This is a genomic window from Microbacterium sp. 3J1 (assembly GCF_001049495.1).
Classification (GTDB): domain Bacteria; phylum Actinomycetota; class Actinomycetes; order Actinomycetales; family Microbacteriaceae; genus Microbacterium.
Genome location: NZ_CDWI01000005.1, coordinates 1 through 14789, shown reverse-complemented (window position 1 = coordinate 14789; position 14789 = coordinate 1). Strand labels below are relative to the sequence as shown.

Here is a 14789-nt window from a genome sequence, read left to right as displayed (position 1 = left end):
GCGATGGATCTCACCGCCGTCGAGGTCGTCGACTGGCGACGCCGCGTCTTCGCTCTGTATGACGCGGTGCGCCGGGCGGCCTCGGCGGAGGAAGCCCACGAGCTGTGGCGGATCGAGCGGGACGACCTCCTGCTGCGGCATCCGGCGACCCCGCTGCTCGCCGAGGACCGTGTCCTGTTCGAGGGGCTGTCCGTCGCGCCGTACGATCCGGACTGGCGTTTCGAGCTGCCTCTTCTGGCCGCCGATCCCGCGCGATTCGAGTTCGCCACCGGTACTGACGGGGTCGTGCCGTTCGAGCGGATCGGCCGCGTGGAGATCCCGGATGTCGGATCGCTGGACGTGTGGCGCCTGACCTCGTACGGCGGCGGGCTGTTCGTCCCGGTCCGCGACGCGCTGGCCGGACGCCCCGGTGGGACGTACGGCGGCGGCCGCTACCTCCTCGACACGATCAAGGGCGCAGACCTCGGGTCGGACGCGGAGCACGGGACGATCGTGCTCGACTTCAACTTCGCCTACAACCCGTCGTGCGCCTACGATCCGGCATGGGCCTGCCCGCTCGCGCCGCCGGGGAACGTGCTCTCCGTGCCCGTCCCGGTCGGTGAGCTCCACGGCGGCGGCACCCACTGATGACGTGATGTGCACCACCCCGGAGCGGGTGGTGCACGACGGTGAACTTTCGTGGAACCGAATGTCCCTCCAGCGCGAACCGTGGGAGAGTGGAGACATCACCACTGAGCGACCACCGCGGTTGCGCCTCATGGTACGGGTCTCCGTGGCGACGTAACAGAGGAGCCCATCATGGGTAAGTTCATCTACGAGGGTGGACCCAAGGTCGAGATCGACGACCGGGCGCTGGCGCACGTGCAGCTCGCTGTCACCGCCAAGCTCCGTCGCGGCGAGCCGTTCGGCTTCACGTGGAAGGAAGATGCGAGCCTCGGCGGAGGCCGCACGACGGTGTGGATCCACGCCGGCAGCTCGATCGTCTTCAAGTACTTCGGCAGTCGTCAGCCGCAGATCAACCGGGCGTGGGTCGAGGCGCTCGCGTTCACGGCGAACTCCCCGAGCGGGCTGTACCTCGTGCACGAGCCGACCGGCGACACGACGCCGGTGAGGACCCCGGAGTTCGCGAGCGCCTGAGTTCGTACCCCGGCGACCTCGCCTATGCAACCCCCTCAGTGATGCGGCGAGGCGGGCATACCGTCGGGCCATGGGCGCGACGCGGATGGACCTGAGGACGCATATCGAGATCGACGGCAGGGACTTCCTGCTCGGCGGTGATCGCGACCTCGTCGATGTGATGTCGCAGATCGAGGCCGCGGCGGCGTCTCCGCCCGCGTTCGTCCATCTGTCCATCGGCGACGAGATGGTGAGCGTCCTCATCCACTCGCATACACGAGTGGTGATCTCCGTCGAACGCGAGCATCCGCCGACCTCCCCTCTCGACCCGCCGACGCCGCTGATCAGCGACTGGGAGATGTGAGGCGGCGCGATCTGACGCTGCGGGCGACGCGCCGCTCGATCAGCGCCGGACCCGCGCCCGCGTCTTCGCCACGCTGCTGAGGGTCGCCCGCACGGGCGTCCCGAGATAGAGACCGAGAGACGCCCCCGACGCGAGTCCGATGCCGATCACGCCGGCGTCGATCAGCGAACCGCCCACGCCCAGGACCCCCGTCGACGTGCCGGCCGCGTGCACCATCTCGAGCAGACCCTGGAAGACCGCGACGCCGGGGACGAGCGGCACGATCGCCGCCGTCGTCACCGCCACCGACGGCACGTGCAGGTTGCGTGCGACCAGCATCCCGACGAAGCTCGCGAGCAGCGCGCCGATCGCGCTCGCCGCGGCGGGGTGCAGGTGCAGCGCCACGGTCGCGGAGTACCCGGCGAGCGTCACGGCGCTGAGCAGGGCGCTGACGAGGATGATGCGGAGGCCGGCGCCGTTGAACACCGCGACGGCGATCGCGATGATGATGGCGCCCGCGAACTGACCGAACAGCGGTCCGAAGGGTGCGGGGTCGTCGGGCAGGTCCATCGTGAAGCCGAGCACGCCGCCCAGCTCGAGGCCGACGAGGATGCCGATCACCACACCGAGGGTCTGCATCGTGAGATCGAGGATGCGTCCGCCCGCGGTGAGGGCGAAGCCGTCGATCGCGTCCTGCGCGGCACCGACGACCGTGAGCCCGGCGAGCATCAGAACGATTCCCGAGGCGACGATGATCGACGGGCGGATGTCGACGAACGGCTCGATCCCCGCGGCTCCCAGCGCCGACACCGCGACCGCCACGACGGTGGTGACGAAGCCTCCGGCGATCTGGCTGAAGAACAGGGGCACCCGGAGTCGAGCGAGGCCGGCCTGGGTGAGGGCGGCCCCGAGCGCTGCGACGAAGGTGAGGGCGACGACGATCGGCGACGCGCCGAGCATGATGCTCACGCCGACGGCGAGCAGAGCCCGGGCGACGATGACGACCGGCTGCTGATACCGGAACGGCACGCGGCGGATGACTCGGAACGCCGTGCGGGCGGATTCGAGGTCGAGGCCGTCGTCGATGTCGGCCACGAGAGCCTGGACGCGCTGGAGCTTCGCGTGGTCCGGTGCCGCGACCCGGACGACGCGGACGAGCGTCTCGGGCCATACCTCGCCGCTGAGGTGGAACGACACCGTGATCGAGTTGTAGGTGACGTCGACCTGCACGTCGCGCATCCGGTAGGCGGCGCAGACGCGCGTGATGGCGAGGGTGACCTCGTGGGCCGACGCGCCGACCGCGAACATCGACTCCCCGATGCGGGTCGCGAGGTCGAGCACGCGCGGGATCGTCCGCTCGTCGATCACCGGGATGGCCTCGGTGGGTGCGGCGGAAGACGGGTCGGTGTGCAGGATCCGCTGGACGGAGGCGAGCAGTCGCCGCGGGGGGTTCGGGGACATGTCCTCCATTCTCGCGGCTCTCCGTCCGGACCATCGTCACGCCCCGCCCATGTGTACGAACGTACGCATGCTTGCTAGCATCGTCTCCATGACGGACTACTTCGCGGGCGACCCTCGTACCCATCGGGAGCGGATGCTCGCGGGCGACCTCTACATCGCCGACGATCCGGAGATCGACGCGCGCTCCGCGCGAGCGGCCCGACTCGCCGATCTCTACCGACGCCAGGTCCTCGCCGGGGATCCGGCCGCGCGCGGCTGGCTCGAGGACCTCATCGGCGATCTCGCCGCAGACGCCGTGATCCGCCCGCCGCTGCACGTGGACTACGGCGACCACATCTCGATCGGCCCCCGGACCTTCGTGAACTTCAACCTCACGGCACTCGACGTCGCGTCGATCACGATCGGCGCCGACTGTCAGATCGGTCCGAACGTGCAGCTGCTGACACCGACCCACCCGATCGATCCGGACATGCGGCGCGACAAGCTCGAGGCCGCCGAGCCGATCACCATCGGCGACAACGTCTGGCTCGGCGGCGGGGTGATCGTGTGTCCCGGGGTCACGATCGGCGAGAACAGCGTCATCGGCGCGGGGTCGGTGGTCACTCGCGACATCCCCGCCGGGGTCGTCGCCGTCGGGAGCCCCGCACGCGTGATCCGCACGATCGAGGCCTCTCGTGTCTCCTGAGGCTGCCGACGGCACGCGCAGCGGCCGACGCAACGATCCTGATCGCCGCGATCGGATCATCGACGCGTGTCTCGACGTGATCGCCGAATCCGGGGTCGCCGGTGCATCGCATCGCCGGATCGCCGCCGCGGCCGGAGTGCCGCTGGGGTCCATGACGTACCACTTCGACGGCATCGACGACCTCTTGCGCCAGGCGTTCACGCGGTTCTCCACGATGATCAGCACCCGGTTCGAGGAGCGCCTCGCCGCGGCATCCGATCTGGAATCCGCCCGCGCGGCGGTGGTCGAGATCATCCGCGAGGACGTCTTCGGGAGCACCAGGGAGTTCGTGCTCTCGCACGAGCTCTACACGCTCGCCGCGCGCGAGCCCGCGTACCGGGCGCTCACGACCGCCTGGATGCAGCGGAGCCGCGCGGCGCTCGAACGGCATTTCGACGTCGACACGGCTCGGCTGCTCGACGCGATGATCGAGGGGATCTCCATCCATCGCGCGCTCGACGAGCAGGTGCGCGACGAGGCGGAGATCGCGGTCGCCGTGGAACGGATCACGACGCCGTAGCCCTCGGGGTCGGGCTGGCGCACGCGCTCACTCGTGCTCGGGCAGCACGGGCGTCGACCAGCCGGGGTCACGACCGAGCTGAGTCCCCCTCGCCAGCGACAGGGCGCCGAAGCGGTCGCGCACCGCGTCGAGCGCCGTGTCGAGGCGCTCGCCGTCGCCCCAGTCGATCGGCAGCTCGGGCTGCAGGTGGTCGGCACGGCCGAGCTGCGACAGCGAGACGCCGAGGAGAGTGACTCCTCGCTCCTCGATCTGCGGCATCGCGGCGGCGAGCAGGGCGCGTGCGATCGCGAGCAGCGTGGTCGTACGCACGGTGGGAACCGCGACGCTCCGTGAGCGCGTGGCTTTCGTGAAGTCGCCGAATCGCAGCCGCAGAACCACCGTGCGACAGGTGCGGTCGCGGTCGCGCAGCCGCCGTGCGAGACGGTCGACGATCTGCGTGAGGATCACGTCGAGCTCCTCGGGGGTCCGCGGGCCGGTGCCCAGCGCGCGCTGGGATCCGATGGAGCCGCGCCGACGCGTGGTGTCGACCGGGCGCGGGTCGCGCAGCCGGGCGAGGGCGTGGACGTGCGCGCCGGTGGCCTTGCCGAGAAGGCGCTCGGCTGTGGAGGCCTCGAGATCGGCGAGCTGGCCCACGGTGCGGATGCCGAGTCGATGCAGTTTCTCGGCGGTGACCGCACCCACACCCCACAGCCGCTCGACGGGGAGCGGCAGCAGGAACTCCTCCTCGCGCCCGGGCTCCACGACCAGCAGGCCGTCGGGCTTGCTCACGGCGCTGGCCACCTTCGCGAGGAACTTGGTGCGAGCGACGCCGACCGAGATCGCGAGCCCGACGTCGGCGCGCACCCGCTCGCGCAGCCGCACCGCGATCTGCTCCGGCGAGCCGGCGATGCGCCGCAGGCCGCCGACCTCGAGGAACGCCTCGTCGATGGAGAGGCCCTCCACCAGCGGCGTGGTGTCGGCGAAGATCGCGAAGACGTCTTTGCTGGCGGCGCTGTACGCCTCCATACGAGGCGGCACGACCACGGCATCCGGGCAGAGCTGCAGTGCCTGTCGACCGCCCATCGCCGTGCGCACACCGCGAGCCTTCGCCTCATAGCTCGCGGCGAGCACGACGCCCCCGCCGACGATGACGGGGCGCCCGCGCAGCGCCGGCGCGTCGCGCTGCTCGACCGAGGCGTAGAACGCGTCGAGATCGGCGTGCAGCACGGTGGCCTCGTCACGCATCGCGCTCTCCTCTCGACCTGCCGATCGTGGCACCGACCACCGACATCGACCGCCGCTGCTCCTCAGACGGTGCGCAGACCGATGTATGCGAGGAGCAGAGGGATCCCGACCACGGCGATCGCGACCCAGACGCCGGCGTTCAGAAGCAGCGCGATGAACGCGGCCACCACGGCGGCCACGGCCGCGACGGCCACGATCGGAGCGAGGATCTGGGCGACCCTGCTGGCGAACTGGAATCCAGAGGACGCCGTCTCCTGGGGCTCCGAGCAGGGGATGCCCGCAGTGAGGAACCGGGCGATCTCCGGCATCCGGGGCGGGTACTCGGGGTGATCGACGAGCGCGGCACCGTGGCCCGCCGGGAAAACCAGGTCATGCCTGCCGGTGAGCAGCGCCCCCGGCCCTTCGAATCCGCGGACGCCGGCGGCCCCGACATCACGGAAGCCCAGGCCGGAGATGCCCGCCGCGAGGATGCCGACCGGTACGTCGATCCTGGCGCGGTCGGTGTGCACCTGCCCGTCCTCCCAGTCCTCGCCTGAGAAGTGGCCGATCTGGCGTCGGGCGTACAGCGTCGCCCAGTCGAAGGCGGGCGGCAGCACCGTTCCGGCGAGCAGGATGCGTCGGAACCGCACGCTGCGCACGGACCTCATGATCGACGCCATCATGTACGTGCCGTTGCTGTGGCCGGTGAAGGTGAATCGGTCGGCCGAATGCGTGAGGACCGTCGCCATGTAGGCGTCCAGGAACTGATGCACGTTCCTTCGACGCGTGAAGGGCAGCGCGAACTCGATCGCGCTGAAGAACCGATAATTGAGCGAGACCACCTGGGGCGGCTGCGGCCCGAGGTCCGCGGACGGGTGAGGTGATCCGGTCCGCAGAGCGGCCGTGAGCTGCGCTATCCACCCTTCGTAGGCGGAGGAGCGGATGCCGTGCAGAATGAAGTGCACGGGTGCCGGACTCTGCGGGGTGTGATCCTCCGCATTCGTGAACGCGCCGATGACCGCGTGCTCGAGCTCGCTCCACCGTTGCGGCGCGGTGGCGGGGTCTGTGAGGTCGACAAGGCCGGCATGATCGGCGTTGGAGACGCCCGTCCGGACGGTGTCGGGCATGTAGGCGCTATCGTCGATGTCCTTCCGCGTGACGAGGTCGTCGTCGTCTCCGAAGACCTGGACGACGAGAGGCCGGCCGGCCGGCTCGGCGCCCCGTCTCGGCTCCAGCGAGCGCATCGCATGGAGCCACCGCAGCCGCAGGTCTGCGAGCCAGAACGCACCGGCCGCGACCGATTCCATCGTGAAGGAGGCGAACCCCGAAAGCAGCGGCACAGCCCACCGCCACGACTTCGGGAAGTTCTCCACCCGATAGCCGGCGTTGGGTGAACCCAGGAGGACGATGCGATCGACCTTGGTCGCCCAGCCGTCGGGTTGCGCGTCCGGCGGCTCGGATCCGAAGCCGGCGCCCTCCAGGAACGCGGCACGCACCAGGATCCCGCCGATGCTGTGGCCGATGAGGATCACCGACCGCGTCTGGGCCCGCTCGCCGGAGTTGTCTCCCGCCCAGCCCCGGATGGCGCCGGACAGGGAACTGACCACGCGGTCGAGCTTGTGCCGGGTGCTCAGAGGAGAGATGCGGTGATCGAACAGCTCGACGCGGAACTCGGGATGGTTCTGTCGGAGTCGTGTGACGAAGGAATCGACCTTCGTGCGGCCGAGGCCGGGCACGACCACGACCAGGATGGGTGGCGTCGTCACGGCGATTCTCCTCCGGGGTGCGCGAATGCTCTCCGTACGCGGTGGGCGGCCTGCAGCCCGATCGCCACTCCGGCGACGGCGCCGAGGAAGAGCCCGACGACGCCATAGCTTGCGAGTCCCGCGAGGAAGATGAACCAGATCAGGCCCGCGACGATCACGATGATGGCGGCGAAGAGAGTCTGCCGGTTCTTCGGGGCCTGAACGAACACGCGATAGAGATCGGGCAGGGCGAGGTTCGAGGGCACCAGCATGGTCGCACCGCCGAGAAGCGCCGCCAGCATGCTCGACACGGAGAACCCCGCTCCCACGACGAGAGTGCCCATGCCCACGTCCCACCCGGCGGGCTTGAGACGGAAGACGAAGGTGGCGAAGGCGATCCCGCCCGACCAGGCGAGCGTGGCGACGAACACCGTCCAGTACGTGCTGCCGAGCGCCTCGCTCCCACGGATCGAGATGCCGAGGACCGCCGCGAGCGCAGGCAGGACGACCAGCAGTACGAGTGTGATGAACGCTCCTGCGCCCTGGAAGAACAGGCTCGTCGGGCTCCCGTCGTTCGCGGCGAGGATGCGGGTGACGACGGCCTCGCCATCATCCTGCCCGTCGCCGTCCGCGTCGAAGCGCTCGCCCTTCGCGTTCGCCCTCATCGAGTCGAGCACCGCTGCCGCGTCTTCCAGCCCCGCGACAGGGTCGACGGATGCGGGTGGAGATGCGGGCGCGGCCGCGGGCACGGGTGGGGATGACTGCGTCGCGGTCGGCGTGGTGGGACGTGCGGGTGTGCGGATGGTCCGGCGGATCAGACCGTCGCGCCCGCAGATGCGGATCTCGCCCCCTGTGCGCGCGAGCTGCAAGCGCGCGGCGTCGATCGCCTCGGTCTGCGTCGCGTGCGTCGAGGACGAGGTGCCACGGACCAGCGCCGAGGCGACCTCCCACCCGCCGCCCGCCGGGCGTACGACCCGCGAGTCACTCATGGCCGCTCACCCCCGCAGGGCACACGATGACACCGTTTCGAGACAATCGGACCGCGCATGAGCGCTCCCTGGTCGCAGGCGACGCACCCCAGTGAGCGCCGCTGGCGCAAGTCTCCCACCGGTGAAAGCGCCGCACAACGGGCTGTCTCGCTCACGGCATCCGTCCTGTCAACCCTCTGCCCGATCGCGCGCGACCCGTGGAGGGTGGCTGTCCGACGACTTTTCGAGGAGGACGGACGATGAAGGCACTCACCTGGCAGGGCACCCGGAACGTGGCGGTCGAGGAGGTGCCCGATCCGGTCATCGAGCATCCGACCGACGCGATCGTGCGCATCACCTCATCGGCGATCTGCGGATCGGACCTGCACCTCTACGAGCTGCTCGGACCCTTCCTCGACAAGGGCGACGTCCTCGGGCATGAGCCCATGGGCGTCGTCGTCGAGGTCGGCAGCGAGGTGACTCAGCTCGCCGTCGGCGATCGCATCGTCGTGCCGTTCAACATCTCGTGCGGCCACTGCTTCTTCTGCATGCGCGGGCTGCAGTCGCAGTGCGAGACGACCCAGGTGCGCGAGTACGGCAGCGGGGCCTCGCTGTTCGGATACACGAAGCTGTACGGGCAGGTGCCCGGCGGGCAGGCCGAGTACCTGCGGGTCCCGCTCGCGGACTACAACCACATCAAGGTGGCCACCGATCTGCCGGACGAGCGCTACCTCTTCCTCAGCGACATCCTGCCCACCGCCTGGCAGGGCGTCGAGTATGCGGACGTCCCCGAGGGCGGCACCCTCGCCGTCATGGGACTCGGACCGGTCGGGCAATTCGCGGCGCGCGTCGGCGCGCACCGCGGCTATCGCGTGCTCGCGGTCGACCCGGTCGCCGAGCGGCGCGAGATGGCCGCACGGCACGGCGCGGAGGTCTTCGACCTGACCGATGACGTCGTCGCGCAGCTGCGGGATCTCACCGAAGGACGAGGAGCGGATGCCGTCGTCGACGCCGTCGGCATGGAGGCGCACGGCAACCCCGGGGTGTCGCTCGTGCAGAAGGCGGTCGGCCTGCTGCCCGACCCTGCCGCGCGGAAGCTGATGGAGACGGCGGGAGTCGATCGTCTGGCCGCCCTGCACGCCTCGATCGACCTCGTGCGCCGCGGCGGCACCGTGTCGCTCAGCGGCGTCTACGCGGGCGACGCCGACATCCTCCCGATGAAGACCATGTTCGACAAGCAGGTGAGCCTGCGCATGGGGCAGTGCAACGTGAAGCGGTGGATCGACGACCTGATGCCGCTGGTCGAAGACCTCCACGATCCGCTCGGCGTCATGGACCTCACGACGCACAACGCACCGCTCGACGACGCGCCGGCGCTCTACGAGACCTTCCAGCGCAAGGAGGACGGCTGCATCAAGGTCGTCCTCCGCCCGGACGCCGCCTGACGGGCCACCGACGACGAGGGGGCGCGCCGGCCGATCAGCCGGCGCGTCCCTCGGCGAGGTAGGCGAGCCGGTGCAGGGTCTCGGAGTTGCGCCAGCGCAGCAGGGGAGTGGTGATCAAGCTCGGCACGAGCGTCGCAGGCCCCTTGACGGGCTCCTCGTCGATGCGCACCATCGACCCTCCGTCGTACGCGCGCACGCGGAGGGTGACGCGGGCCTCGCCGATCGGCCATCCCCTGGCGCGCATGACCATGCGGTTCGGAGGCGACCATTCCTCGACGACGGTCGTGTCGTCGAGCAGCGCCGGCCAGACGCCGACGGAGTGGTGCAGCTCGGCCCCGGGCTGAGGCCAGGACTCATCGACGTCGCGCATCCGCGACGCCCCGACGACCCATCCCGGGTACAGCCAGCCGTCGGCCAGCACCCGGAAGACGTCGTCCGGACTGCATTTCATCGTGCGGACGTTCTTCGCCATCGCGGTTCCTTCCCTCGTTCCTGTCAGCATCGTGCCCCTCCGGCACCCTTCGACCCAGGGGGTTGACGAGCGGATGCCGGACGGCACAGACCCGCCCGGCCCGCTAGCACACGCGCTCGGCTCGCGCCTCCCCCTGGAACACCCGCCCCGTGTCTGAGAGCGTCGTGTCATGGCACTCATCGACCTTCCCGCGCGGGCCGTGCGCCGTCTCGGCGCTCTCGCTCGCGACGATGCACCCGCCCTGCTCACCCACGGCTACGGATTCGGACCCCGGATCTGGCGTCGCGCGCGTCCCGACGCGCGGTCTGCGCCCATGCGGCTTCTCGGCAGCGACGCCGTCTTCGTGCGCGGCGTCGAGGGCGTCGAGCTGTTCTACGACGAGACCCGCATCGCCCGCCACGGCGCGATGCCCGCGCTCGTGCAGGAGAGCCTGTTCGGCCACGGGTCGGTGCACAGCCTCGACGGCGCCGCACACCGTCACCGCAAGGCCACGTTCGTGGACGTCGCCTATGAGGACGAGCAGGTCGAGCGGCTCACCCCGTGGCTCGAGCGGGAGTGGCAGGCCGAGCGTCAGGCGTGGCTCGACGGGGGCACCCGCACCGCCTACGACGCCGCCGTCGGCGCCCTGGGCCGCGCCATCATGCGCTGGGCCGGTGTGCCGGGCACGGCCGCGGCGCAGACGAGATGGTCGGCGCGGCTCGCGCAGATCGTCGACGGGTTCGGATCCCCTTACTCGCCCGAGTACCTCGCGGCGATGGCGAACCGGTGGTGGTCAGACCGGCACGCGGAGCGACTCATCGAGGCGGTGCGACAGGGGACTCTCCCGGCGACCGAGGGCACCGCGCTCGCGGAATGGGCCCACCACCGCGATCAGGACGGCGAGCTCCTGCCGGCCAAGGTCGCCGGCGTGGAGCTCCAGAACAGCATGCGGCCCATGATCGCGGTGGCCCGGTTCGTGGCCTTCGCCGCCAAGGAGCTGCACGATCGGCCGGAGTGGCGCGATCGCATCGCCGCCGAGACCGCAGAGCGGGGCGCCGTCGTCGGAGGCCCTCTCGCCGTGATGTTCGCACAGGAGATCCGCCGCACGGCTCCGTTCGTGCCGATGCTCCCCGGCTGGGCGACCGACGACATCGAGATCGACGGGGAGCGGGTCGATGCGGGGGGACGTGTCGTGCTCGACATCCTCGGGACGAACACCGACGACCGATTCTGGGCCCGCCCTGACCGCTTCGACCCGGAGCGCTTCCGGGACGCCGAGGACTACGAGGCGCTCGCCGCGTTCATCCCGCACGGCGGCGCCGACGTGGCGACCGGGCACCGCTGCCCCGGCGAGAAGCTCGCGATCGCGGGGCTCTCGGCCGCGATCGCGGTGCTCAGCGACCCTGAACTGCGCATCCTCGGCGAGGGGCTCGACGTGAACAGGCGCCGGCTGCCCACCAAGCCGCGCTCCGGCGGACGCGTGAGGTCGGCGACGGCATCCGGTCGCTGCCCCTTCCACTGAGCCGCAGGCAGACGGCCGAAAGGTTGTCAAGGGGCGCGCGCGCCCGACAGCGCGGAGGGATGCTGGCTGCACCCCAGAGAACCTCGACGAAGGGAGACACCATGTCAGATTCCTCGAACACCCAGGACGCCGACGGCACGTCGGACGAGACGCCGATGATCCCGGACGAGCTCGTCGGACGTCAGACCTCGGACGACCCGGTCGCGAACGACGAGGACGCCACCGGACCCGCACAGGACAACCGCAGGGATGCCGACGACGAGGACGACGACAGGATCGACCTCAACGACCTGGCCTGACCCCAGACCGTCGACCGCAGTCGCGATCGGCCACGGCGCCCGCCGCACGGATTCCCTTTTTCACGTGCGGCGGGCGTCCGTCATCTCCGGGACGGATCGTATTCCGGTCGACACTCGACACGCGTTCATGACGCCCTTGTCGCTGGCCGATGGATCTCTACGATCGGGCCATGCGAATCGAAGCAGAGCGCGCTCGGGTACTCATCACGGTCAAGGCGACACCGCAGCCCTCCGAGAAGTACGGAGACACTGTCTGCGTGGCAGGGGTCCGGCTGGACGGCCCCACTCCGACATGGATCCGTCTCTATCCGATCGCGTTCCGCTACCTCGGCGACGACGCTCAATTCGCGAAGTACGACATCATCGAGCTCGATGTGCGTCGCCGCGACGGCGACTCCAGGCGGGAGAGTTTCACACCAGCGCTGGGCTCATGGCAGAAGGTGGGTCATCTACCGCCGTGGAGAGATCGCCACGAGGTGCTTCGCGACCTCGAGCCGACGACGACCTGCCGTCTGATGCGTGCGGCCGAACGCGACCACAGGGCCCCATCGCTGGGGCTCGTCTTCCCGAAGGAGTTCCGGGGGCTGGAGTTCTCGCCGCATCAGCCGTGGAGTGATGAACAGGTTCGAAAGATGGCTGCTCGGATCGAGAAGGAGTCCTCGGCGCTCATCCCAGCGGGTGCGGTTCCACCTGTCCTGGTCGCTCCTCGTCTCAAGGTCCGCTACCGCTACGTATGCGAGGAGCCGACATGCTCGTCGCATGTGGGGCGGATCCTCGATTGGGAACTCACCTCTCTGCAGAACCGATCGAGGAGAGAATCGGACACGCGCCTGAAGCAGATCATCACCGAGAAGTTCGTCGGCATGATGTGCGACTCGAGTCGACGAACCGGCCTGTTCCTCGGCAACTTCGAACTGGCGTCGCGACGATCGAAGTTCAGCGTGCTCGGTGTGTACTATCCGCGGCGAGCGGATGTCTTCCGAGCAGGACCGACCCTGTTCTAGACCTGCGCGCCGGCGAGTTCGGGGACCGCCGAATCCGTCGAGAGGAGTCGCACCGCGTCGAGCACCTGCTGGCGATGGCAGCAGGTCTCGTCTGCCTCGTAGCAGAACACAGCGACCGGCCCGGACTCGCTGGCAGCGCTGATGCGCCGCAGCGCATCTTGCGCTTCCGGAGTGGACAGAGTCGCTCGGAAAGCATCTCGAGAGCCATCGCCGGCGGCAGTGCCGGGCTCGCCGTAGCCGGCCCGGTTGTCCTTGGGATTGCCGAGTTGCGGCAGGTGCAGATACTCGATTCCTGCGTCGGCCAGCGCCGCAGCGAGTGCCCGCTTCGAGAAGCCCTGCTTACGCGAGATCGCGTTGAGGCGAACATCGGCCAACACCGTTGCGCCGTGGATCCGCAGGCGCGACACGAGTGCGTCGATGCTCAGGCCCTCGTAGCCGACGCTGAGGAGGTCCGATGCCATGATCACCCTTTTCGTGTCGTTCGCGAATGTCGCGGTCTCTCAACAATAGGCGCTCGGATCAGTCCCGGCCCGACCTGTCGGTCCCCTCGGGCAGGCGGTCGGTGGGGATGATGACGACCTCCTGCACCTTCCAGTCGAGGTCCGAGATCCGGGCCGCGAGATCGGTCGTCTCCTCGAGCGAGATGCGGTCGCGTCGCGGCACGACGAAGGCCTCGATGTGGAAGACCTGGCCCTGGTCGCGCATGCGTACGGAGGCCTCCTTCACCCAGGGTCGGGATCGCATGGTCGACAGGATGTCGCCGGCCAGCGGATGCGGGTGCTTGCTGTCGTACGTGCGCGCACGCTGGTCCATGAGGTCGATGATCGCGGTCTTCGTGTTGCGGGCGCCGTCCCAGATGATGCCCAGCGAGATGAAGAGCGCGGCAGCGCCGTCGAGCCACCACACGCCCGCGCCGACTCCGAGCACGCCGACGATCGAGGCGACGGTCGTCTGCCAGTCGGCCTTGGCCATGTCGGCATCCGCGTACAGCAGCTTGTTGTGCAGCACTGGCGCGAGCTTCGCCTTCGCCGGTCCGTAGAGGAACACCGGACCGACGATCACGACCGCCATGACGGCGACCATGAGCCAGCCGAGCCAGATCGTCTGGCCGAACAGCTGCACGGTGCCGATCGTCGGGTGCTCGCCCGAGACGAGCCCGACGACCGATTCGCGCGCGAGGTTGAGGCCGACGGCGAGCAGTGCGACGCCGGCGACCAGATGCCCGATCCCCATCGCGCGATGCAACCCGTACGGATGCGTGAGGGTGGGCCGCCGCCGGACGAACATCAGTGCGACGAGGAACGCGATCTGCGGGATCAGTGACAGCATGTCCTCGATCCACGCCGTGCGCATGGCCTGCGAGTTGCCCACGACGAGCGCGATCACGGCGATCGTCACCGAGGTGTAGGCGATCGTGAACCATTCCCAGCGCACGGCCTTGCGCAGCGCCCGCTGCTGTTCGTCAGGGAGCTCGGTGCGTCCGATCCGATCGACCGCGCTCACGAGCCGACCTCCTCGTCGAGGTAGCGCTCGAGCGCGCTGAGGAACGCGTTCTCCCCGAGCGGCACGAGCATCACGAGGGTCCTGTCGCCGGCTCCGTCGATGCCCGGATACCCGCGACTCACTCCCGCCTTGTCGAGCCATGGCGTCTGGTCGGTCATGCCGCCCGCGACGAGGTCGAGGTCGCCGCGCTCGAGCATCCCCACGAGGGTCTCCTCCGAGCCGATCGTCCAGTCGACCTCGGCGTCGAGGCTGTCGGCGAACCCCGTGACGAGGTCGGGGATGCTGCCGGTGGGCGGATCGTCGCGCGAGACCAGGCCGGGATCGGGCGAGACGCCGACCCGGAGCTCACCGCCCGTGACGCTCTGCAGGGTGCCTTCGGGATCGGCCGGGACGCTCAGGCCGCAGCCCGCGAGCGATGTGCTGAGCAGGAGCGCGACCGCGGCGCTGACGAGACGATGCCGCCCTCGGATTCTTGTTGCGTTCAC

Annotated in this window: 17 protein-coding genes; 9 read left to right on the top strand and 8 right to left on the bottom strand. The window is 69.7% G+C overall.

Annotation, left to right across the window (positions count from 1 at the left end):
- Positions 1-3 precede the first annotated feature (3 nt).
- The 3 genes from BN2660_RS03080 to BN2660_RS03070 all read left to right on the top strand — a co-directional run bounded on the left by BN2660_RS03080 (position 4) and on the right by BN2660_RS03070 (position 1480).
- Complete coding sequence (locus BN2660_RS03080; RefSeq protein ID WP_091227163.1) at positions 4-627, top strand: DUF1684 domain-containing protein; 624 nt, start codon at positions 4-6, stop codon at positions 625-627.
- A 171-nt stretch (positions 628-798) separates the two neighbouring features.
- A complete protein-coding gene (locus BN2660_RS03075) occupies positions 799-1137 on the top strand; it encodes a DUF7882 family protein (protein ID WP_091227160.1) in 339 nt (112 codons plus the stop codon).
- Positions 1138-1207: 70 nt separating this feature from the next.
- A complete protein-coding gene (locus BN2660_RS03070; protein WP_091227157.1) occupies positions 1208-1480 on the top strand; it encodes a hypothetical protein in 273 nt (90 codons plus the stop codon).
- A gap of 39 nt (positions 1481-1519) precedes the next feature.
- Here the strand turns inward: BN2660_RS03070 and BN2660_RS03065 are convergent, their stop codons facing one another.
- The gene (locus BN2660_RS03065; RefSeq protein WP_091227309.1) at positions 1520-2920 is read right to left on the bottom strand and encodes a threonine/serine exporter family protein; all 1401 of its coding nucleotides are present in this window, start codon (positions 2918-2920) and stop codon (positions 1520-1522) included.
- A gap of 88 nt (positions 2921-3008) precedes the next feature.
- On the opposite strand from BN2660_RS03065, the gene BN2660_RS03060 reads away from it, so the two are divergent.
- Both BN2660_RS03060 and BN2660_RS03055 read left to right on the top strand, forming a co-directional pair.
- A complete protein-coding gene (locus BN2660_RS03060; RefSeq protein WP_091227155.1) occupies positions 3009-3605 on the top strand; it encodes a sugar O-acetyltransferase in 597 nt (198 codons plus the stop codon).
- A complete protein-coding gene (locus BN2660_RS03055) occupies positions 3595-4164 on the top strand; it encodes a TetR/AcrR family transcriptional regulator (protein WP_091227152.1) in 570 nt (189 codons plus the stop codon). Before BN2660_RS03060 ends, BN2660_RS03055 begins: the two co-directional genes overlap by 11 nt.
- Positions 4165-4191: 27 nt before the next feature.
- Here the strand turns inward: BN2660_RS03055 and dinB are convergent, their stop codons facing one another.
- The 3 genes from dinB to BN2660_RS03040 form a co-directional block, all read right to left on the bottom strand.
- Positions 4192-5388 (bottom strand): DNA polymerase IV, encoded by a 1197-nt coding sequence (dinB, locus tag BN2660_RS03050; RefSeq protein WP_091227149.1) that lies wholly within the window; start codon positions 5386-5388, stop codon positions 4192-4194.
- Between the two features lie 62 nt (positions 5389-5450).
- On the bottom strand, positions 5451-7133 hold the full coding sequence (locus tag BN2660_RS03045) for an alpha/beta hydrolase family protein (RefSeq protein WP_091227146.1): 1683 nt from the start codon (positions 7131-7133) through the stop codon (positions 5451-5453).
- On the bottom strand, positions 7130-8101 hold the full coding sequence (locus tag BN2660_RS03040) for a DUF2188 domain-containing protein (protein ID WP_091227143.1): 972 nt from the start codon (positions 8099-8101) through the stop codon (positions 7130-7132). The genes BN2660_RS03045 and BN2660_RS03040 overlap by 4 nt, the downstream gene beginning before the upstream one ends.
- A 239-nt stretch (positions 8102-8340) precedes the next feature.
- Between BN2660_RS03040 and BN2660_RS03035 the strand changes: the two genes are divergently transcribed.
- On the top strand, positions 8341-9525 hold the full coding sequence (locus tag BN2660_RS03035; protein ID WP_091227141.1) for an alcohol dehydrogenase catalytic domain-containing protein: 1185 nt from the start codon (positions 8341-8343) through the stop codon (positions 9523-9525).
- A 34-nt stretch (positions 9526-9559) separates the two neighbouring features.
- Here the strand turns inward: BN2660_RS03035 and BN2660_RS03030 are convergent, their stop codons facing one another.
- Positions 9560-9997 (bottom strand): SRPBCC family protein, encoded by a 438-nt coding sequence (locus tag BN2660_RS03030; protein ID WP_091227138.1) that lies wholly within the window; start codon positions 9995-9997, stop codon positions 9560-9562.
- A gap of 169 nt (positions 9998-10166) precedes the next feature.
- Between BN2660_RS03030 and BN2660_RS03025 the strand changes: the two genes are divergently transcribed.
- From BN2660_RS03025 to BN2660_RS03015, 3 genes are all read left to right on the top strand, one after another.
- Complete coding sequence (locus tag BN2660_RS03025) at positions 10167-11498, top strand: cytochrome P450 (RefSeq protein WP_091227135.1); 1332 nt, start codon at positions 10167-10169, stop codon at positions 11496-11498.
- A 101-nt stretch (positions 11499-11599) separates the two neighbouring features.
- A complete protein-coding gene (locus BN2660_RS03020) occupies positions 11600-11797 on the top strand; it encodes a hypothetical protein (protein WP_141651226.1) in 198 nt (65 codons plus the stop codon).
- A 170-nt stretch (positions 11798-11967) separates the two neighbouring features.
- Positions 11968-12801: a hypothetical protein gene (locus BN2660_RS03015; RefSeq protein ID WP_141651225.1), complete on the top strand. Its 834-nt coding sequence runs from the start codon at positions 11968-11970 to the stop codon at positions 12799-12801.
- On the opposite strand, the gene BN2660_RS03010 is transcribed toward BN2660_RS03015, so the two are convergent.
- The 3 genes from BN2660_RS03010 to BN2660_RS03000 form a co-directional block, all read right to left on the bottom strand.
- Entirely contained in the window at positions 12798-13262 is a 465-nt protein-coding gene (locus tag BN2660_RS03010) for a DUF488 domain-containing protein (protein WP_091227306.1), read from the bottom strand. The two genes, BN2660_RS03015 and BN2660_RS03010, sit on opposite strands and share 4 nt — an antisense overlap.
- 58 nt (positions 13263-13320) lie before the next feature.
- Entirely contained in the window at positions 13321-14304 is a 984-nt protein-coding gene (locus tag BN2660_RS03005) for a cation efflux transmembrane domain-containing protein (protein WP_255305002.1), read from the bottom strand.
- Positions 14301-14789: transglycosylase SLT domain-containing protein (locus BN2660_RS03000; RefSeq protein WP_369690531.1), on the bottom strand; the 489-nt coding region annotated here is incomplete at its 5' end. The genes BN2660_RS03000 and BN2660_RS03005, both read right to left, overlap by 4 nt.

Excerpts from the sequence above, each read along its gene's own strand:
- BN2660_RS03080 (WP_091227163.1), top strand. The coding sequence starts at position 4 with ATGGATCTCACCGCCGTCGAGGTCGTCGACTGGCGACGCCGCGTCTTC.
- BN2660_RS03075 (WP_091227160.1), top strand. The coding sequence starts at position 799 with ATGGGTAAGTTCATCTACGAGGGTGGACCCAAGGTCGAGATCGACGAC.
- BN2660_RS03070 (WP_091227157.1), top strand. The coding sequence starts at position 1,208 with ATGGGCGCGACGCGGATGGACCTGAGGACGCATATCGAGATCGACGGC.
- BN2660_RS03065 (WP_091227309.1), bottom strand. The coding sequence starts at position 2,920 with ATGTCCCCGAACCCCCCGCGGCGACTGCTCGCCTCCGTCCAGCGGATC.
- BN2660_RS03060 (WP_091227155.1), top strand. The coding sequence starts at position 3,009 with ATGACGGACTACTTCGCGGGCGACCCTCGTACCCATCGGGAGCGGATG.
- dinB (WP_091227149.1), bottom strand. The coding sequence starts at position 5,388 with ATGCGTGACGAGGCCACCGTGCTGCACGCCGATCTCGACGCGTTCTAC.
- BN2660_RS03040 (WP_091227143.1), bottom strand. The coding sequence starts at position 8,101 with ATGAGTGACTCGCGGGTCGTACGCCCGGCGGGCGGCGGGTGGGAGGTC.
- BN2660_RS03035 (WP_091227141.1), top strand. The coding sequence starts at position 8,341 with ATGAAGGCACTCACCTGGCAGGGCACCCGGAACGTGGCGGTCGAGGAG.
- BN2660_RS03030 (WP_091227138.1), bottom strand. The coding sequence starts at position 9,997 with ATGGCGAAGAACGTCCGCACGATGAAATGCAGTCCGGACGACGTCTTC.
- BN2660_RS03025 (WP_091227135.1), top strand. The coding sequence starts at position 10,167 with ATGGCACTCATCGACCTTCCCGCGCGGGCCGTGCGCCGTCTCGGCGCT.
- BN2660_RS03020 (WP_141651226.1), top strand. The coding sequence starts at position 11,600 with ATGTCAGATTCCTCGAACACCCAGGACGCCGACGGCACGTCGGACGAG.
- BN2660_RS03015 (WP_141651225.1), top strand. The coding sequence starts at position 11,968 with ATGCGAATCGAAGCAGAGCGCGCTCGGGTACTCATCACGGTCAAGGCG.
- BN2660_RS03010 (WP_091227306.1), bottom strand. The coding sequence starts at position 13,262 with ATGGCATCGGACCTCCTCAGCGTCGGCTACGAGGGCCTGAGCATCGAC.